Source organism: Variovorax sp. 10N412, from assembly GCF_056394985.1.
The window spans coordinates 253,569-270,868 of record NZ_JBFTIO010000001.1 but is presented as its reverse complement, the minus strand read 5'-3'; the positions used below and the strand labels follow the sequence as shown (position 1 = coordinate 270,868).

Below are 17,300 nucleotides of genomic sequence, written 5' to 3'. Positions count from 1 at the left end.
TATTCTGCAGACAACGCCGGCCGACGGGGTTCGGCGGGTGTCCGCGTCGCCCGCAGGCCTTCTCCGGCGGTGCCGCGCGGCGCGCCGTGCGCCGTGCCGGAATCACTCCGCGGTGGCGCCCGACTCCCTGGCCACCTTCACCCACTTGGTGGTCTCGGTGCCGACGAAGGCGGCGAGTTCCTGTGGCGTCATGCGGCCGGCCGTCACGCCCTGTTCTTCGAAGCGCTTCGCCACGTCGGGTTGGGCCAGCGCGCGGGCCACCTCGGCATTCAGCCGCTGCACCAGTGCGGGCGGCGTGCCGTGCGGTGCCATGAGGGCGAACCAGGTGGTCATGTCGTAGCCCTTGAGGCCGGCCTCGTCGAGCGTGGGCACGCCGGGGTAGGCGGGCGAACGCGACCGGGTGGTGACCGCCAGCGCGCGGACCTTGCCGGCGCGGATGTGCGGGGAGGCCGAGGGGCTGGTCTCGATGGCCATCTGGATCTGCCCGCCCATCAGGTCGGCCATCATCGGCGCGCCGCCCTTGTAGGGCACGTGCGTGATGTCCGTCCTGGTCATCGAGCGGAACAGCTCGCCCGAGATGTGCTCGGTGCTGCCGTTGCCTGCCGAGCCGAAGTTGACCTTGCCCGGGTTGGCCTTGATGTAGGCCACGAGTTCGGCGACGGTCTTCGCGGGCACCTTCTCGTTGACGATCAGCACGTTGGGCGTGGAGGCGACCAGCGCCACCGGCTCGAAGTCGCGCTGGAAGTCGTAGGGCAGGCGCTTGTAGAGGCCCGGCGCTATTGCATGCGCAATGGTCGCCAGGAACAGCGTGTGGCCGTCGGCCGGCGCCTTGGCCGCGATGCCCGCGCCCACGGTGCCGCCCGCGCCGCCGCGGTTGTCGATGATCACCGGCTGCTTGAGCGACTCCGACAGCTTCTGGCCCACCGTGCGCGCCACGATGTCGGTGGTGCCGCCGGCCACGAAGGGCACGATGAGGGTGATCGGCTTGGTGGGCCATGCGGCGGCATCGGCGGGATCTGCGGCAACGGCGCACGAGGCCGCCGCGGCGAGGAACAGCGCGGCGAGGCCGGTGCGAAGAAATCGGGGGCGTGAGGTGGTCATCGGGTTTGTCTGCGTGTTGTTGTGAGGAAGGCGTTGTCAGGCGACCCGGTTCACGAGCGCTTCGCCCGCGCACCAGCGCCTCAGGTTGTCCAGGAAGATGGCGGCCACGCGCCCTTCGTTGCCGTCCGAGTGGCCGGCGGTGTGGGGCGTGACGATCACGTTCGGCAGGTCCCACAGCGGGGACGCGGGCAGCAGCGGCTCGTTCGCGAACACGTCGAGGAAGGCGCCGGCCAATGTGCCGCCCTGCAGTGCCGCGATGAGGGCGGGTTCGTCGACCACCTCGCCGCGCGCGACGTTCACCAGCCGCGCGCCGGCCGGCAGCAGGGCCAGCGCGGCCGCGTTGACCAGGCCGCGCGTGCGCTCGCTCAGCGGGCAGGCCAGCAGCAGCCAGTCGGCCTGCGGCAGTACCTCGTGCAGCCGCTCGAAGGGCACGCTGTGCTGCGCCGGCGCAGCGGCGGGGGCGTCGCTGCCGCGCACCGCCACCACGCGCAGGCCCAGCGCCGCCAGCAACGCGCCCAGCCCCTGCCCGATCGGGCCCCAGCCCACCACCACGGCGGTCTGTCCCGCGAGGTCGCGCGGCTGCGTCGTGCCGATCAGCGGCGCCCAGGTCCTGGCACGCTGCGCCGCCAGCAGCTGCGGAAACTGCCGCGCCAGCATCAGCACGCCGGCCAGCGCGCTCTGCACCACCACGCCCGCGTTGGCGCCCGACGACGTGGTCACCTCGACCCCGCGTGCGCGCAGCTCGCCGTACACGGGCCGGTCGGCGCCCGCCGAATGCGCGTGCACCCAGCGCAGCGAGGCCGCGTGGCGCAGGCTGTCGTGAAAGGCCTTGGTGTGCGGCAGCACGCTGTTCTTGGTCGACAGCCCGGTGACGTCGCGCGAGACGAAGGCCACGTCGGCGTCTTCCCCGAGGGCCGCGAGCGTGTGCGCACGGCCGCCCAGGGCGTGGTGCAGGCTGGCGGCGGTCTGCCGCTGCGCGCCGGGGGAGAGCAGGATGCGAAGGGGGGCGCTGTCCGTCATGGGTGTTTCATTCGGCCGTCGCGCCCGATTCGTGCACGATCAGCTTCCACTTTTCATACTCGCTGCGCGCGAACTTGCCGAATTGCTCGGGCGAACCGCCGACCGGGTCGGCGCCTTCGCGGATCATCTGCGCCTGCAGCGACGGCAGGGCCTCGTTCACGGAGGTGTTGAGCAGTGCGATCACCGGTCCGGGCGTGCCCTTGGGCGCGAAGAACCCGAACCACGAGCCGGCAGAGAAACCGGGAAAGCCTTTCTCGGCCACGGTGGGCACGTCGGGCATCGAGCGCGAGCGCTTCGGGCTGCTCACCGCAATGGCGCGCAGCTTGCCGGCCTGGATGTGCGCGATCACCGAGGGGATGGTCGCGAACATGAACTGCACCCGGCCCGCCAGCAGGTCGTTGAGCGCGTTGGCGCCCTTGTAGGGCACGTGCAGCGTCTCGGCGCCCACGCGCTTGCTCAGCATGAAGCTCGACAGGTGCGACGAGGTGCCCACGCCGGTGGAGCCGTAGTTGAGCTTGTTCGGGTTGGCCTTGGCGTAGGCGATGAACTCCTCCAGCGTTTTCACCGGCAGATCGGGGTGCACGACCAGCACGTTGGGCACGTCGGCGATCTGCACCACCGGCACGAGGTCGGTGAGCGGGTCGTAGCTCATGTTCTTGTAGAGCGTCTGGTTGACCGCCATCGGCCCGACCGAATTGACGATCAGCGTGTAGCCGTCGGCGGGCGCGCGCACCACGAACTCGGTGCCGATGTTGCCGCCGCCACCGGGCTTGTTGTCGATGATGAACGACTGCTTGAACTTCTCGCCCAGCTTCTGCGCCACCGCGCGCGCCAGGATGTCGGTGGTGCCGCCGGCCGTGAAGGCCACGACCACGCGCACCGGCTTCGACGGATAGGCCGCCTGCGCGCGGGCCTGCGGCAAGGCGCCCAGGCCGGTGGCCAGCAACGCGGCCGTGCCGAGCAGGCGGCGGCGGGGGAGCAAGGTGTCTTTGTCTCGTGTCATTGTGCTGTCCTCGAAGGGTTACGTTGCGGGGCGCCCGGTGGGAAAGTCGTACAGCACGCCCGGGTTGTCTACCAGCACGCGCCTGCGCAGCGCCTCGTCGGGCAGCCAGCGCGCGAGCAGGTTCAGCAGCGCGCCGTCGTCCGGCACTTGCGCAGCCTCGAAGTAGTTGATGTGCGGCCAGTCGCTGCCCCACACCACGCGCCCGGGGTTGGCCTGCAGCAGGGCGGCAGCGAAGGGGTCGATGTCGGTGTAGGGCGGCCCCATGCCGGTGTTGCGGTCGGCCCCCGAGATCTTGGTCCAGGCATTGCCCTCGGCCAGCATCCGGCACAGCGTGCGAAAGCCTTCGTCGTGCACGCCGCGCAGCGCTGCCATGCGGCCCATGTGGTCGATCACCAGCGGCAGGCCCAGGCGCTGCAGGCGTGGCGCCAGCTCGACCAGGTCCGGCGCGTGGATCCAGATCTGCGCGTGCCAGCCGCGCCCGGCAATGCGCGGCGCCAGCGCTTCGAGCACTTCGATGCCCACGCCGTTGCGGTACACGGCATGGCCGTCGCGCTTGAACAGGTTGACGCGCACACCGCGGATGCCCGCTGCGTGCCAGCGGTCGAGCTCGGCATCGGAGGTGTCGGCCTGCGGTACGGCGATGCCGCGCAGGCGCTGCGGGTGCTGCGAGAGCGCGGCGAGCACGGCGCCGTTGTCGGTGCCGCTGGCGCTGCCGGTGACGAGCACGCCGCGCGCGAGGCCCAGCCGGTCGAGGTGCGCGATGAAGGCCGCGCCCGGATGCTCGGCGGGCGTGTAGCTGCGGTCTTCGGCCAGCGGAAAGCGGTCGTAGGGGCCGAAGACATGGGCGTGGCTGTCGCAGGCGCCGGGCGGCGGCGTGAACGTGACAGGGGCGAAGGCGTCGTGGGGAGGCAGGCAGGGGCGGGTCATGGCGCGTGCGCCCTCAGTCGATCTTGAGCTTGCCGGTCTTCGCGAGCACGTGCGCGCTCGCGTCTTCCTTCTTCAGCGTCGCCAGCCATTCGTCGGGCGACGAGGCCTGGCCGGGGCTGCCGACGGAGATCAAGCGGCGCTTCACGGTCTCGTCGGCCAGCGCCTTGCGCAGCGCGGCGTTGAGCGTGTGGATGACGTCCGGTGGCGTGCCAGCGGGCGCGAGCAGGCCGGTCGCGGTGGTGGCGTCGAAGTCCTTCAGGCCGGCCTCGCGCAGCGTGGGCACGTTCGGCAAGGCGGGGTCGCGGTCCTTCGACATCACGGCCACCGCGCGCAGCATGCCCGACTGGATGTGCGCGGCAGAGCTCGTGAGCTGGTCCACCACGAGGTCGATCTGCCCGCCCAGGAGGTCTGTCAGCGCCGGGGCCGAGCCCTTGTACGGCACGGTGTTGAGGCTCAGCTTGCCGGCCTGCTCCAGCTGCAGCAGCGCGATGTGGTTGGTGGTGCCGGGGCCGGCATGGCCGGCCGTGACCTGGCCCGGCTTGCTGCGCGCGGCCGAGAGCACGGCGTCGATGTCCTTGTACGGGCCTTGTCCGCGCACCGCGATCACCAGCGGCGTGGTGGCGGCCAGGCCGATGGGGGCAAAGTTGTCGAGCGCGTAGGTCGTCTTCGTCATCAGCGGCAGCACGACGAGCGCGTTGGGCGTGCTGACCAGGAGCGTGTAGCCGTCGGGCTGCGCACGCGCCACGTACGACGCCCCGATGGCGCCGCCGGCACCCGCGCGGTTGTCCACGATCACCGACTGGCCGAGGATCTGGCCCAACGCCGGTGCCAACGTGCGCGCGACGACGTCGAGGTTGCCGCCGGGCGCGAACGGCACGACGAGCGTGACCGGTTTCTGCGGGAATTTCTGCTGCGCGAGCGCGGGCAGCGCGAAGGCGGCTGCAAGCGCCGCCAGCACGGCGGGGAGGAATCTTCTCTTCATGGGGCGTTGTCTCTTTGGTTCTTCGGTGTGCGCTTGGGCATCAGTCGCGGAAGCTCGGGTCCATGCGGTCGAGCTTGCGCAGCAGCGCGGGCCATTCCATGAGGCCGTAGGGGCGGCGGGTGCCGGGCTGGTAGTTGTTCCAGGTTTCCTCGAGCACCTCTTGCGGCACGGCCTTGAGCGGCGTGTTGCACGACATCGCGCCGATCTGCGCGCGGCAGGCCAGCTCGAGCCGGTGCATCCAGTTGAAGGCCTCGCCCACGCTGCGGCCCACCACCAGCGCGCCGTGGTTGCGGAAGATCACGGCCTCGCCCTGGCCAAGGTCGGCGAGCAGCGAGGCCTGCTCTTCGGTGTTGAGCACCACGCCCTGGTAGTCGTGGTAGCCGATCTTCAGGAAGCGCATGGCCGTCTGCGTGAGCGGCAGCAGGCCGCATTCGAGCGAGGACACCGCCATCGAGGCCCAGCTGTGCGTGTGGATCACGCAGGCCACGTCGGGGCGCGCCGCATGCACCGCGCTGTGGATCACGTAGCCGGCCTTGTTGATGCCGTAGTTCAGATCGCCGAAGTCGGGCGACGAGAGGATGCGGCCATCGGCGTCGACCTTGATGAGGCTGGACGCGGTGATCTCCTCGTACATCATTCCGTAGGGGTTGATGAGGAACGCGCCGTGCTCGCCGGGCACGTGCGAGGAGATGTGGTTGGCCATCATGTCCGACATGCCGAACAGGTCGACCAGCCGGTAGCACGCAGCCAGGTCGATGCGGGCCTGCCACTCGGCGGCCGAGCACTTGTCTTTCATGGAAGGGATCTGGAGTACGCCAGGGTTCGTCATCTCGGGGTTCCTTTTCGATTGCAGGATTCGGTTCATCGGCGGGTTCAGTCCGCGCCCAGCTGCAGGCGGCTGGGCAGGCGCTTCTCGATCGCGGACTTCAGCAGCGCGGCCGAGCGGAACATGCCGTGCGCGAACTTGCCGTAGGGCAGCGTGAGAAAGAGCGCCATCACCACGCCCAGGTGCACTGCCAGCAGCAGCGCCATGAACTGCGTGTCGCGCCATGCGAGCAGCGCCAGGCCGGTGAGGCTGGTGAGCAGCAGCAGGGCGATGAAGCCGCGGTCCATGGGCCGCTGCGCCACGTCGCCGTGCGCGGCGTTGCGTCGCAGGTTGAGCCACAGCAGGCCGACGGGACCGACCACGAGCCCGATGCCGCCCGCCGTGCCCAGCAGCACCGGCAGGCTGGTGAGCGCATAGGGCGCGTGCAGGTCGAACAGGTAGTGGTACAGCGTCGCCACGCAGGTCGAGGCGAAGCACAGCATGAAGCCGTAGAAGGTGAAGTGGTGCATGCGCCGGCGCCACAGCGTGAAGCGGTCGTCCTCGTTGTTGCAGCCTTCGCCGTGGCCGCCGCCCAGGTACTTGAGGCGCAGCACGTCGCTCACCGCTTCGGTGCTCGCGGGGCCGCGCACGCCGGGCATGGCCGGTGCCTTCCCGGACCCATTCGCGGGGTCGTTCGCGGGCGACACCTCGCGCCAGAAGCGCCGCACGCCCATCGCCAGCGCGAGCACCACGAACAGCGACACCGTGCCGAACAGCAGCGCGAGGAAGTTGTGCGGAAAGATCGCGTAGAAGTTGCCCGCCAGCGGCGCGTGCAGCAGCGAACCCGACATGGCCACGGCCAGCACGAGGAACAGCGCCAGTCCGCCCGCCAGTGCCAGCGCGACGGTGAGGCCGGCCTTCTTGTACAGCGCGCCCATCGCGGGCGGCCAGGCGTAGTCGTGGTAGGTCTGCATGCGCACCTGCGCCATCGCCTGCGGCACGTTCACCGCGAACTCGTGCGGCGGCGCGTACTGGCAGGCATGCAGGCAGGAGCCGCAGTTGTGGCACAGGTTGGCGAGGTAGTGCGTATCGGCCTTGCCGAATTCGAGCCGCCGCGTCATCGCGGGGAACACGGCGCAGAAGCCTTCGCAGTAGCGGCAGGCGTTGCAGATCTGCAGGATGCGGGCGACCTCGCCTTCGCTGGCCGTGAGCGGCAGGGCGGGCTGGATCGGGATCACGCGCGGCGGCGGCGGGGCGCTGCCGATGCCGTCGGCATCCGCACGGGCGCGTGCGACGAGATCAGTGAGCTGCTGCAAGGGCGGTCTCCGGGGAATTTGTCGAAAGGGTCCTGGCGGCTTTCGCTGCCTGCGTGCCGGCGATGCGGCCGAAGGCCGTGCCGATGCTCATGCCGACGCCCGCCGTGTAGCCCTTGCCCAGCACGTTGCCGGCCATCATTTCGCCGGCCACGAACAGGTTGGGGCTGGGCCGGCCGCCGAAGCGCACGGCCGCGGTCTCGTCGACCTTCAGGCCGAGGTAGGTGAAGGTGATGCCGGGGCGCACGGGGTAGGCGTAGAAAGGCGCGGTGTCGAGCGGGCGCGCCCAGTGCGTCTTGGCGGGGGCGAGGCCTTCGGTGTGGCAGTCGTCCAGCGCGGTGTGGTCGAAGCGGCCGACGCGGCAGGCGGCGTTGTAGTCCTGCACGGTGCGCACGAAGGTGGCTTCGTCCAGGCCGATCTTCTGCGCGAGTTCGCCCAGCGTGTTCGCCTGCGTGCCGGTGAACACCGGCGGCATGAAGCGCCCGACCGCCTTCTGGTCGATGACCGACCACGCAATCTGCCCCGGCTGCTGCGCCACCAGGCGTCCCCAGATCGCATAGCGCTTGGGCCAGAAGTCTTCGCCTTCGTCGTAGAAGCGCTCGGCCTCCCGGTTGACCACCACGCCGAGCGACACGCAGTCGATGCGCGTGCAGATGCCGCCGTCGTACAGCGGTGCGCGCGCGTCGATGGCCACCATGTGGCCCTGCGACGGATCGCCGATGCTGTCGGCGCCCGCGGCGATCATGTGCTTGAGCAGCACGCCCTGGTTGAAGCGCGTGCCGCGAATCAGGAAGTTGTCGGCCGGCCATTCGCCGCGCTCGTTCTGGCCCCAGGCTTCGCGCAGCCATTCGCGGTTCGACTCGAAACCGCCGGCGGCCAGCACGCAGCTTTTGGCTTCGATGCGTTCGCCGGCTTCGGTGCACACCGCCACGAAGCGGTCGCCGTCGAGCGCCACCGAGGCCACGGGCGTGTCGTAGCGGATCTGCACGCCCAGCCGCTCGGCGCTGCGGAAATACGCGTTCACCAGCGCCTTGCCCCCGCCCATGAAGAAGGCGTTGGTGCGCGCCACGTGCAGCGCGCCCGACAGCGGCGGCTGGAAGTGCACGCCGTGGCTGCGCATCCAGTCGCGGCAGTTCGACGAGGCGCGAATCACCAGGCGCGCCAGGTGCTCGTCCGTGAGGCCGCCGGTCACCTTCAGCAGGTCCTGCCAGTACTCCTCTTCAGGGTAGGCCTCGACCAGCACGTCCTGCGGCGCATCGTGCATGCAGCGCAGGTTGCGGGTGTGCTGCGAATTGCCGCCTCGCCATTCCTTGGGCGAAGCTTCGAGCAGCAACACCGAAGCGCCGGCCTCGCGCGCCATCAGCGCGGCGCACAGCGCGGCATTGCCGCCACCGACAACCAGTACGTCTATCACTCGTGGGTCTCCTTGGAATGCAGGAGACTTTAGGCAACGGGGCCTTCACGCGAAAGGCCGGTTGGGGCAACGGGTGTTCAGTTCTTGTGAAGACTGGCGCCGGTCCAGCGGCCCTCGCGCACCAGGGCGCGGGCGGTGTCCGCGACCACCACGCGCGCGGCCAGCGCGGCGGGCGAGAGCTCGTCGTCCGACAGGCTCACGAGCAGGTTGCGGCGGCCGACGTGGGCGTCGCCGATCTGCGTGAGCTCCAGGTCGTCGCGGTCGTGCCGTGCCGTGGCGGCGCCGGGCTGCACGGTGGCACCGTAGCCGGCGCGCACCGCGTCCATCAGCAGCGCGAGGCCGTCGACCTCGGCCACGATGTTCGGCGTGACCCGCGCCCGCGCAAAGGCCGCCGTGAGCGTGGCGCGCAGGCCGTGGCTGCCGCTCGGCAGGATCAACGGCACATCGGCCAGCTGTGCCAGGCGCACCTTGGCACCCGTGGGCCGTTGCGCCAGCGTCGGCGACGCGACCACGAAAAGCTTTTCGTCCAGCAGCGGCGTGACGCTCCAGCGCCGCGGCGTGTCGGTCTGGAACAGCACGGCCAGGTCGAGCTGGCGCGATTGCAGCATTTGCGTGAGGTGGCCCGACAGTGCCTCGACCATGTGCAGCCGCACCTCGGGGTAGCGCTCCTGCATGGCCCGCATCAGGGGCACGCCCAGCACGGTGGCGGTGGTGGGGGCCAGGCCCACGCTCACGTGGCCCGACAGGCGGGCTTGCTGCGCCGCGCGCACCGCATCGTCGGCATGGCGCAGCGTGAGTTGCGCCTGGTGCAGAAAGGCCAGGCCTGCGTCGGTGGGCGTGACGCCGGTCGAGCTGCGTTGCAAGAGCCGCGTCGACAGCTCGCCCTCGAGCCGGCTGACCTGCTGGCTCAGCGCGGAGGTGACCACGCCGAGTTCGAGCGCGGCGCGCCCCATGCTGCGGAGTTCGCAGACCTTGACGAAGTAGCGCAGTTGCCTCAGTTCCATGCGCGCATCATCGCGCACACCCGCCAGGAGACACGGACAAAAAAATGGCCGCCGGCACCCGTCGCGCAGGCGCTGGCAGCCGTGGAAACCGGAAACGCCGTGTCGTCTTACTGCTTGTAGCTGTCGTCCACCCGGTCGAGCTTGCGAATCAGCGAAGGCCACACGAAGCTGCCGCCGAGCCCGCCGGTCTGCACCTTCATCGCCTGGCCCACGCCCTCGACGATCTTCGGGTTCACGTGCGTGAGCTCGCTGCCGCCCGACTGCGCCGCGATCTGGATCTGGCAGGTGTTCTCGAAGGTGTACATCGACAGGAAGGCGTCGGCGATGGTCTTGCCGCAGGTCAGCAGGCCGTGGTTGCGCAGCATGAGGAAGTTGGCGTGGCCCATGTCGGCCTGCAGGCGCGGCTTCTCGTCGTCGCGGAAGGCCACGCCTTCGTAGTCGTGGTAGGCAAGCGAGGCCAGCACGAAGGTCGACTGCTGGCTGATGGGCAGCACGCCGTTCTTTTGCGCGCTCACCGCGATGCCGGCCTTGGTGTGGGTGTGCAGCACGCACTGGATGTCTTCGCGCGCGGCATGCACCGCGCTGTGGATGACGAAGCCCGCCGGGTTCACCGGGTAGGGAGAGTCGATGACCTTGTTGCACTGCTGGTCGACCTTGACCAGGCTGGACGCGGTGATCTCGTCGAACATCAGGCCGTAGGGGTTGATCAGGAAGTGGTGCTCGGGGCCGGGCACGCGCGCGCTGATGTGCGTGAACACCAGGTCGCTCCAGCCGTACAGCGCCACCAGGCGGTAGCAGGCGGCGAGGTCGACGCGAAGCTGCCACTCCTCGGCGGAGACCAGCTTCTGGATTTCGGGTTGGGAGAAGGCGTTCATAGGGTGTGTGTCCTTGGGAAGAGTCTCAGGCGGCCGCAGGCTCGGTGAGCGCGGCCTTGTAGATGCTTTGCCTGGGCTGCGCCATCACGCGGCGCAGCATCGGCTCGAACTCGCCGATGGGCAGGGTCTCGGCCTGCGGGTCGAAGGCGGGGTTGTCGTAGAGCGCGCAGAACTCGGCCGTGCGCTCGTAGTGCGGGTGGTCCTTGAAGCTGTCGCGCATGTCGCGGTTCAAGCCGATGTGGTGGAAGAAGTAGTGGCCCTGGAAGATGCCGTGGTGCTGCACCATCCACAGGTTGGCTTCGCTCACGAAGGGCTTCAGGATGGCGGCGGCGATGTCGGGGTGGTTGAAGCTGCCCAGCGTGTCGCCGATGTCGTGCAGCAGCGCGCACACCACGTACTCCTCGTCGCGGCCGTCGCGCAGCGCGCGCGTGGCGGTCTGCAGCGAGTGGGTGTAGCGGTCGACCGGAAAGCCGCCGTAGTCGCCTTCGAGGATCTGCAGGTGCTTGATCACGCGCGCGGGCAGGCCGCCGGTGAACTGCATGAACTCGCCGCCGATCAGTTGCCAGTCTTCGCGCGTGCTCTCCTGCATGCTCTTGAAACTTGCGCGTGCGTTCATCGGGGGGCTCCGTTATCTGTTCGTGGGGTGCCGGCCACTTTAGACCCCGGCTTGACGCCCAACTGTCAAAAATTTGACAATGCAGGGTGCTCGTAAACCCCTGTCCCCCGGGGGACGGCCCACCCTTGCGGACAGATGCCTCCCACCACCAAGCCACGCCTTTCCGCCCCGCATCGCGCGGCGCTGGAGCGCAACCCGTGGTTCACCAGCATGCCGCGCGCGCAGCGCGACGCGCTGGTGGGCGCGGCCGAGCTCATCCATGTGCGCCGCGGCGCAATGGTGTTCCGCCAGGGCGACTCGATCGAGGCGGCGGGCGGCGGCTTCTACGGGCTGGTGGCCGGCACCATCAAGATTTCGTCGCTGCGCCAGGACGGGCGCGAGGCCATCCTCGCGATGCTGGAGCCGGGCATCTGGTTCGGCGAGATCACGCTGATCGACGGGTCGCCCCGCACCCACGATGCCACCGCGCTAGAAGCGCTCGACCTGCTGGTGGTGCCGCCCGAGGCCTTCGCGCGGCAGATGCGCGACGTGGTCTTTTCCAATGCCATGGTCGCGCTGCTGGCGGCGCGCGTGCGCATGCTCTACGGCCTGACGGAAGACGCCACCCTGCGCAGCCTGCGCGCACGGGTGGCGCACCGGCTGCTGGTGCTGGCGCGCGGCGACGCTACGCAGTCGGTGCACCTTCGCCACGTGGTGATGCTGTCGCAGGAGGCGCTGGCAATGATGCTCGGCGTGACGCGGCAAACGCTGTCGAAGGAACTCAATGCGCTGGCCGGCGAGGGCGTGATCGCGCTGGGCTACGGGCGCATCGAACTGCTGTCGCTCGATGCGCTGCAGGCGCTGGTGAGCACCGGCTGATGCCCGTTGCAGGGAGGCACGCACGGGCATCGGCCCGTGCGCGGCTCAGCGAAGGATGCGCCCGTCGGCCGAGATGCTGATCAGGTCGATGCGGCGCACGTTGTCGCGCAGGCCCGGGCGCAGGTTGATGCGAAAGCCGCCCACGTCGTAGTCGGTCATGCCGGTCATGGTGCGTTGCAGGGTCGCGGTGTTGAAGCCGCGGCCCGCGCGGCGCACCGCTTCGCCGGCCGCCTTGGCCGCGATGAAGCCCTCGAGCCCTTCGTACGACGCGGTCTGGTCGGAGGTGTCCACGGCCGCGAGGTATTCCTTGACGATCGGAATGGCCGAGGGCCTCGGCGAGGGCACCACCTGCGAGATGACGATGCCGCCGATGTCCTTGCCCAGCATGGCGTAGAGCGGGTCGATGCCGACGATCGAGAAGGCCATGAAGTTGCCCGTGTAGCCGCTCTTGCGCAGCGTGCGGATGGCGTTGGCCGTGGTGCCCGACAGCGACACCAGCACGATGGCCTGCGGCGACTTCTGCTGCACGCCCTTCAGCGCGGCGCCGAGCTTGTCGCCGTTGGGCGGCACCAGCGCGGTGGCGACCAGCGCGGGCAGCTTCAGCTCGGCGATGGCCTGCTCGACCGCCGCGAGGCCGGCGCGGCCCATGGCGTCGTCGTCGCCCACCAGCGCCACGCGCGTCTGCCCCACGGTGGCGCACTGGCGCACGATCTTGAGGGCCTCGTCGATCATGCCGGGCCGCACATGGAACACGTTGGGATGGTCGGTGCCGCGCAGGTTGTCGGCGGCCGCGAAGGGCGCGAACAGCAGGCTGCCCTGCTGGGTGGCGACGTTCGCGCCGGCCTCGCTGCTGGCCGTGCCGACGAAGCCGAACAGCATGTCGGCCTTGTTCGCGCCGAGCAGGGTGCGCGCGTTGGCGGTGGCGCGGGCGGCGTCGTAGCCGTCGTCGAGCTGCAGCAGCTTCAGCTGGAGGCCGCTGGCGGCGTTGCGTTCGTTGAAGTCGGTCACTGCGAGGCGGCTGCCGGCGGCGAAGGCGCTGCCGATTTCGCTGGCCCCGCCGGTGAGCGGCACCGATTGGCCCAGCAGCACCACGCGCGGGGCACCGCCTGCGGCACCCGCCGCGGCGCGGGTGGTCTGCGCCATGACGGGGCCCGCCATGCCGCCGACGCCGCTGGCCAACAGCGTCGCACCATATGCCTTGGCCAGCCATTCCCTGCGCGATGCGTTCATTGGACACTTTCTTTAACAGTAGTAAAAAAGTGTAGCAATTTCAGGGCCAAGGGGGAAGGCGGAGGACGCGTAGATCGCGCAAATCACCGGGCCGGCCGGCCCGGCTTCAAAGGTTGCGGCCCTTTGGCCCTTTGGCCCTTCGGCCCTTCGGCCCTTTGGCGCCTTGCGCGCCCGCCCCCGGCCGGCGCCCGCTCAGGCGGCGCGCTCGAACACCAGGTCCCACACGCCGTGGCCCAGCTTGATGCCGCGGTTCTCGAACTTGGTGAGCGGGCGGTACGCGGGCTTGGGCGCGTAGGCCTCGGCCGTGTTGCGCAGCAGCGGCTCGGCGGCCAGCACCTCGAGCATCTGCTCGGCGTAGGGCTGCCAGTCGGTGGCGCAGTGGATGTAGCCGCCGGGGCGCAGGTGCTGCGCGAGCTTGGTCACGAATTCGGGCTGGACCAGGCGGCGCTTGTTGTGGCGCTTCTTGTGCCACGGGTCGGGAAAGAAGATGTGCACGCCGGCCAGCGTGCCGGGCTGCAGCATGTGGTCGAGCACGTCGACCGCATCGTGCGCGCAGATGCGGATGTTCGGGATCGACTGCTCGCCGATGCGCTTGAGCAGCGCACCCACGCCGGGCTCGTGCACCTCGCAGCACAGGAAGTTGGTTTCGGGCAGCACCGTGGCGATGTGCGCGGTGGCCTCGCCCATGCCGAAGCCGATCTCCAGCACCGTCGGCGCGTCGCGCCCGCCGAAGGCTGCCGCGAGGTCGAGCGGCTCGGCCTGGTAGGGCAGCAAAAACAGCGGGCCCAGCTCGGCGAAGGCGCGCGCCTGGCCGTCGGTGGTGCGCCCGGCGCGCTTCACGAAGCTCTTGAGGCGGCGGTGCAGCGGGTGCGGCTTGGACGCGTCGCGGCTGCTGTCGCCGCTCTCACCGTCTTCGGAGGCGGGCGCATCGTCGCTGGGCGGGAGGTCGTGGGGCACGGTGTCGGGAATGTTCATGAGGGCCGCGAATTGTAGAGAGCGCGCCATTCGGGCACCCAGGCGGCCAATGCGGCGGCGCAATCGGTGGACGTGGCGGGGGACAGCCCCAGCACCTGCGCGGCACGGTCGAGCGCGGCCAGCGCGGCTTGCGGCGTGCCGGTGTCGATCGAGGTGGCGCCGTTCTGCTTGGACAGCTTGTCGCCGTCGGCGCCGCGCACCAGCGGCGTGTGCAGGTAGCCGGGTGTGGGGAAACCGAGCGCGCGCTGCAGCAGCACCTGGCGCGCCGTGTTGTCGGCCAGGTCTTCGCCGCGGACCACGTCACTCACGCCTTGTTCGGCGTCGTCGACCACCACGGCCAGTTGATAGGCCCAGGGCCCGTCGGCGCGCCGCAGCACGAAGTCGCCGACCTCGCGACCCACGTCCTGCTGCTGCGGGCCCAGGCGCCGGTCGGTCCAGCACACGTCGGCGTCCAGCTTGAAAGCGGCAAAGCGCCAGGCGCGCGCGGGCTTGCCGTGCAGGCCGTCGCGGCAGGTGCCGGGGTAGACACGCTCGCCGTGCCGTTCGGGTGTCTGGCCGAGCCTGGCCAGCGCCTCGCCGATGTCCTTGCGCGAACAACCGCAGGGGTAGGCCAGGCCGCGCGCCTGCAAGGTGGCCAGTGCGGCCTCGTAGCGCGCGGTGCGCTGCGTCTGCCACACGGGGGGGGTGTCGGGCAGCAGGCCGCAGGCGGCCAGTTGCTGGAGGATGTGCTCGCCCATGCCGGGCAGGCAGCGCTCGGTGTCGGCGTCCTCGATGCGAATCAGCCAGCGCGCCTGCGGGCCGCGGGCGCGCACGTCGAGCCAGCTCGCAAGCGCAGCCACCAGCGAGCCCGCATGCAGCGGCCCGGTGGGCGAGGGCGCGAAGCGGCCGGTCTCCCCCATTCCGCCATCAGATCACTGCGAGTGCCAGCGACAGGCCCGAGAGGAAAGCGTCTTCCACGCGGTGGCCCGTGCACCAGTCACCGGCCACGCCGATGCGTGCCTTGGCATCCCACAGGTGGGTGGTGCCCACCGGCACCTGGGTCTGCGCTTCGTTCCAGCACACCGCCTGGGCATGCGAGGGCGTGGCATGGATGCCGGTGATCTCGGCAAAGGCGCGCAGCAACTTGGCCTCGACGCGCGGTGCGTCGTCGCGCAGGTGCTCCTGCGACCAGGCGGCGCTGGCCTGCAGCGTCCAGCGCTCGATGCGTTCGCGGCCGGGCTTGGACGATTCGCGCGCCAGCCACGCCACGCGGTGGTGGGTGCTGCGCGCCGCATTCCATTGCGGGCCGAGGTGCGACATGGTGGGCTGGTTGGCCTGGGGGTAGGCGACCATCAGCGTCCAGCAGGGAGCGATGCGCACCGGCTCCACCTTGCGGCTCAGCGTGGCCGAGAGCTTGCCGTCGCCCAGCAGCGCGCGGGCGCGCGACGGCGGCACGGCCAGCAGGACGGCGTCGAAGCCGGAGTACACGTGCTGGGAGTCTTCCGCACCCGCGGTGCGCAGCTGCCAGCGCTTGGGGTCGAGCGCATCGGGCTCGATCTGCGTGACCTGCGTGCCGGTGACCAGGCTGTCGCCCAGCGGCTTGGCCCAATGGGCCACCAGCGCGTGCATGCCGGGCTGGGCCACCCAATGCGGTTCGAGCGAGGGCAGGGCGGCCTCGGCCACGCGGCCGTGGGCGTCGAGCACGCGCACCAGGTTGGCGCTCCATCGCTTGCACACACCGGGCGCGGTCTCCAGCGCCAGTGCAAAGCGCGGATCGCGCACGGTGAAGTACTGCGCGCCGCTGTCGAAGCGGCCGAAGGCCGTGTCGATGCTCGCCATGCGCCCGCCGGCCGTGGCGTCGCGTTCGAACAGCGTGACCCTGTGGCCGGCTTGCACCAGCGTGCGGGCGCAGGCCACCCCGGCGATGCCGGCGCCGACGACGGCGTAGTGGCGCGGGGTGGCTGGGGTTCGGTGGCGGTCGGCCGGCTTTGCCGACTGTGCTTTGGCGCGAGTGGTCATGAAAGACTCTTTTCTTCTGGAGGGAATGCGGTTGGATGTGTCCGCACTCTACATCGGTCCGGCAGGGGCTTCGCCTGAGGGCACACCCTTAGCGCGGCCGCGCGGAATCTGCGTCATCCTTATCGACCCCGGTGCCGCTCCAGCAACGCACGCCGCGTGCCTTCGTGCTCGAACTGCGCGAGCCACCATTCGAGCGCGCGCCCCGGCTTGCCCGCGCTGCGCACCCGCCATGCGCAATGCATGGTGCCCAGCGGCGCCTTGCGCTCGGTCTTCAGCTCGACCAGGTGGCCGGCCTCGATGTAGGGCCGCGCCATCGGCTCGGGAAGAAAGCCGCCGCCCAGCCCATGCAACTGCGCCGCGATCTTGGCCTGCATGCTGGGCACCGTGAGCACGTCCTGCCCGCCCATGAGGTTGACCGTCATCGGCGTTCCATGGCGGGCCGAGTCGGCGGCCGCCACTGCGCGGTGCTGGCGCAGCACGGCGTCGCTCAGCGGCTGCGGCAGGCGCGCCAGCGGATGGTGCGGCGCCACGGCGTAGACGAAGCGCAGCTCGCCGATCAGCCGGCTGCGGATGCCGGTGGCGGTGAAGGTCAGGCTCGCCGCGTCGATCACCGCGCCGATGGCCAGGTCGGCCTCGCCGCTGGTCAGTGCCTCGATGGTGCCCAGCAGCGTCTCGTCGCGCAGCTTGAGCCGCGTGGGCGGCTCCAGCGCGAAGAAGGCGGTGGCCAGGTCGAGCAGCGGGTCGCGCGCGATCACGCTGTCGACCGCGATGGTCAGCATCGGCTCCCAGCCGGTGGCCACACGCTTCACGCGATTGGCCACCGCGTCGATGTCGCTCAGCAGGCGCTCGGCCTCGCGCAGCAACTCGGCGCCGGCCTCGGTCACCTTGGCCTGGCGGGCGCTGCGGTCGAACAGCAGCACGTCGAGCGCGTCCTCGATCTGGCGCACCCGGTAGCTCAGCGCACTGGGCACCAGGTCGAGCGCGCGGGCGGCAGCGGCAAAGCTGCCGGTGGCGGCCACGGTCTGCAGCATCGACAGGGCGTCGGGGGTCAGCACATCTCGGGGGCTAGGCATGGCGGCTCCATTGATCAAATTATTTGAATGGTGCCATCAAACCGCAGCATCTTTTCGAAGGGGGTGCGGGCCTAAAGTTCTTTACATCCGCTGCGCATCCGGCGCG

At 70.2% G+C, this 17,300-nt stretch carries 17 protein-coding genes; 1 reads left to right on the top strand and 16 read right to left on the bottom strand.

The genetic code is table 11. The annotated features are described in order from the left end of the window. Window positions 1-102 precede the first annotated feature (102 nt). The 11 genes from AC1DJH_RS01270 to AC1DJH_RS01220 form a co-directional block, all read right to left on the bottom strand. Entirely contained in the window at window positions 103-1,101 is a 999-nt protein-coding gene (locus AC1DJH_RS01270) for a tripartite tricarboxylate transporter substrate binding protein (protein WP_478184429.1), read from the bottom strand. Window positions 1,102-1,137: 36 nt separating this feature from the next. Further along, the gene (locus AC1DJH_RS01265; protein ID WP_478184428.1) at window positions 1,138-2,121 is read right to left on the bottom strand and encodes an NAD(P)-dependent oxidoreductase; all 984 of its coding nucleotides are present in this window, start codon (window positions 2,119-2,121) and stop codon (window positions 1,138-1,140) included. A 7-nt stretch (window positions 2,122-2,128) separates the two neighbouring features. Beyond that, a complete protein-coding gene (locus AC1DJH_RS01260) occupies window positions 2,129-3,124 on the bottom strand; it encodes a Bug family tripartite tricarboxylate transporter substrate binding protein (RefSeq protein ID WP_478184427.1) in 996 nt (331 codons plus the stop codon). Between the two features lie 18 nt (window positions 3,125-3,142). After that, window positions 3,143-4,051, bottom strand: coding sequence for an amidohydrolase family protein (locus tag AC1DJH_RS01255; RefSeq protein WP_478184426.1), 909 nt, complete (start codon window positions 4,049-4,051; stop codon window positions 3,143-3,145). A gap of 13 nt (window positions 4,052-4,064) precedes the next feature. Further along, window positions 4,065-5,033, bottom strand: a complete 969-nt coding sequence (locus tag AC1DJH_RS01250; protein ID WP_478184425.1) for a tripartite tricarboxylate transporter substrate binding protein — start codon at window positions 5,031-5,033, stop codon at window positions 4,065-4,067. Window positions 5,034-5,073: 40 nt separating this feature from the next. Next, window positions 5,074-5,862, bottom strand: coding sequence for a class II aldolase/adducin family protein (locus tag AC1DJH_RS01245; protein ID WP_478184424.1), 789 nt, complete (start codon window positions 5,860-5,862; stop codon window positions 5,074-5,076). Between the two features lie 44 nt (window positions 5,863-5,906). After that, a complete protein-coding gene (gene tcuB, locus AC1DJH_RS01240) occupies window positions 5,907-7,154 on the bottom strand; it encodes a tricarballylate utilization 4Fe-4S protein TcuB (RefSeq protein WP_478184423.1) in 1,248 nt (415 codons plus the stop codon). Next, on the bottom strand, window positions 7,138-8,565 hold the full coding sequence (tcuA, locus tag AC1DJH_RS01235) for an FAD-dependent tricarballylate dehydrogenase TcuA (RefSeq protein WP_478184422.1): 1,428 nt from the start codon (window positions 8,563-8,565) through the stop codon (window positions 7,138-7,140). Before tcuA ends, tcuB begins: the two co-directional genes overlap by 17 nt. Before the next feature lie 77 nt (window positions 8,566-8,642). Beyond that, window positions 8,643-9,569 carry a LysR family transcriptional regulator gene (locus tag AC1DJH_RS01230; RefSeq protein ID WP_435483512.1) on the bottom strand — a complete coding sequence of 309 codons (927 nt, stop codon included), beginning with the start codon at window positions 9,567-9,569 and terminating at the stop codon, window positions 8,643-8,645. Window positions 9,570-9,676: 107 nt separating this feature from the next. Then, complete coding sequence (locus AC1DJH_RS01225; RefSeq protein WP_371083434.1) at window positions 9,677-10,444, bottom strand: class II aldolase/adducin family protein; 768 nt, start codon at window positions 10,442-10,444, stop codon at window positions 9,677-9,679. A gap of 25 nt (window positions 10,445-10,469) precedes the next feature. Beyond that, window positions 10,470-11,060 carry an HD domain-containing protein gene (locus AC1DJH_RS01220; protein WP_478184421.1) on the bottom strand — a complete coding sequence of 197 codons (591 nt, stop codon included), beginning with the start codon at window positions 11,058-11,060 and terminating at the stop codon, window positions 10,470-10,472. 135 nt (window positions 11,061-11,195) lie between these two features. Here AC1DJH_RS01220 and AC1DJH_RS01215 point away from each other — a divergent pair, with 135 nt between their 5' ends. Then, complete coding sequence (locus AC1DJH_RS01215) at window positions 11,196-11,918, top strand: Crp/Fnr family transcriptional regulator (RefSeq protein WP_472119188.1); 723 nt, start codon at window positions 11,196-11,198, stop codon at window positions 11,916-11,918. Between the two features lie 45 nt (window positions 11,919-11,963). Here the strand turns inward: AC1DJH_RS01215 and AC1DJH_RS01210 are convergent, their stop codons facing one another. From AC1DJH_RS01210 to AC1DJH_RS01190, 5 genes are all read right to left on the bottom strand, one after another. Next, window positions 11,964-13,148: an ABC transporter substrate-binding protein gene (locus tag AC1DJH_RS01210; RefSeq protein ID WP_478184420.1), complete on the bottom strand. Its 1,185-nt coding sequence runs from the start codon at window positions 13,146-13,148 to the stop codon at window positions 11,964-11,966. Window positions 13,149-13,340: 192 nt separating this feature from the next. Next, window positions 13,341-14,123, bottom strand: a complete 783-nt coding sequence (gene trmB, locus AC1DJH_RS01205) for a tRNA (guanosine(46)-N7)-methyltransferase TrmB (RefSeq protein ID WP_478184419.1) — start codon at window positions 14,121-14,123, stop codon at window positions 13,341-13,343. Beyond that, complete coding sequence (gene gluQRS, locus AC1DJH_RS01200; RefSeq protein ID WP_478184418.1) at window positions 14,120-15,022, bottom strand: tRNA glutamyl-Q(34) synthetase GluQRS; 903 nt, start codon at window positions 15,020-15,022, stop codon at window positions 14,120-14,122. Before gluQRS ends, trmB begins: the two co-directional genes overlap by 4 nt. Window positions 15,023-15,029: 7 nt before the next feature. Next, window positions 15,030-16,121: an NAD(P)/FAD-dependent oxidoreductase gene (locus tag AC1DJH_RS01195; protein WP_472119199.1), complete on the bottom strand. Its 1,092-nt coding sequence runs from the start codon at window positions 16,119-16,121 to the stop codon at window positions 15,030-15,032. 119 nt (window positions 16,122-16,240) lie between these two features. Beyond that, window positions 16,241-17,194: a LysR substrate-binding domain-containing protein gene (locus tag AC1DJH_RS01190; RefSeq protein WP_472119201.1), complete on the bottom strand. Its 954-nt coding sequence runs from the start codon at window positions 17,192-17,194 to the stop codon at window positions 16,241-16,243. Window positions 17,195-17,300: the final 106 nt, after the last annotated feature.

Bases quoted from the DNA above. Each gene is read 5' to 3' on its own strand.
- AC1DJH_RS01270 (WP_478184429.1), bottom strand. From the start codon at position 1,101: ATGACCACCTCACGCCCCCGATTTCTTCGCACCGGCCTCGCCGCGCTG.
- AC1DJH_RS01220 (WP_478184421.1), bottom strand. From the start codon at position 11,060: ATGAACGCACGCGCAAGTTTCAAGAGCATGCAGGAGAGCACGCGCGAA.
- AC1DJH_RS01210 (WP_478184420.1), bottom strand. From the start codon at position 13,148: ATGAACGCATCGCGCAGGGAATGGCTGGCCAAGGCATATGGTGCGACG.
- AC1DJH_RS01230 (WP_435483512.1), bottom strand. From the start codon at position 9,569: ATGGAACTGAGGCAACTGCGCTACTTCGTCAAGGTCTGCGAACTCCGC.
- AC1DJH_RS01190 (WP_472119201.1), bottom strand. From the start codon at position 17,194: ATGCCTAGCCCCCGAGATGTGCTGACCCCCGACGCCCTGTCGATGCTG.
- AC1DJH_RS01245 (WP_478184424.1), bottom strand. From the start codon at position 5,862: ATGACGAACCCTGGCGTACTCCAGATCCCTTCCATGAAAGACAAGTGC.
- gluQRS (WP_478184418.1), bottom strand. From the start codon at position 15,022: ATGGGGGAGACCGGCCGCTTCGCGCCCTCGCCCACCGGGCCGCTGCAT.
- AC1DJH_RS01265 (WP_478184428.1), bottom strand. From the start codon at position 2,121: ATGACGGACAGCGCCCCCCTTCGCATCCTGCTCTCCCCCGGCGCGCAG.
- AC1DJH_RS01255 (WP_478184426.1), bottom strand. From the start codon at position 4,051: ATGACCCGCCCCTGCCTGCCTCCCCACGACGCCTTCGCCCCTGTCACG.
- AC1DJH_RS01250 (WP_478184425.1), bottom strand. From the start codon at position 5,033: ATGAAGAGAAGATTCCTCCCCGCCGTGCTGGCGGCGCTTGCAGCCGCC.
- AC1DJH_RS01225 (WP_371083434.1), bottom strand. From the start codon at position 10,444: ATGAACGCCTTCTCCCAACCCGAAATCCAGAAGCTGGTCTCCGCCGAG.
- trmB (WP_478184419.1), bottom strand. From the start codon at position 14,123: ATGAACATTCCCGACACCGTGCCCCACGACCTCCCGCCCAGCGACGAT.
- AC1DJH_RS01215 (WP_472119188.1), top strand. From the start codon at position 11,196: ATGCCTCCCACCACCAAGCCACGCCTTTCCGCCCCGCATCGCGCGGCG.
- AC1DJH_RS01195 (WP_472119199.1), bottom strand. From the start codon at position 16,121: ATGACCACTCGCGCCAAAGCACAGTCGGCAAAGCCGGCCGACCGCCAC.
- AC1DJH_RS01260 (WP_478184427.1), bottom strand. From the start codon at position 3,124: ATGACACGAGACAAAGACACCTTGCTCCCCCGCCGCCGCCTGCTCGGC.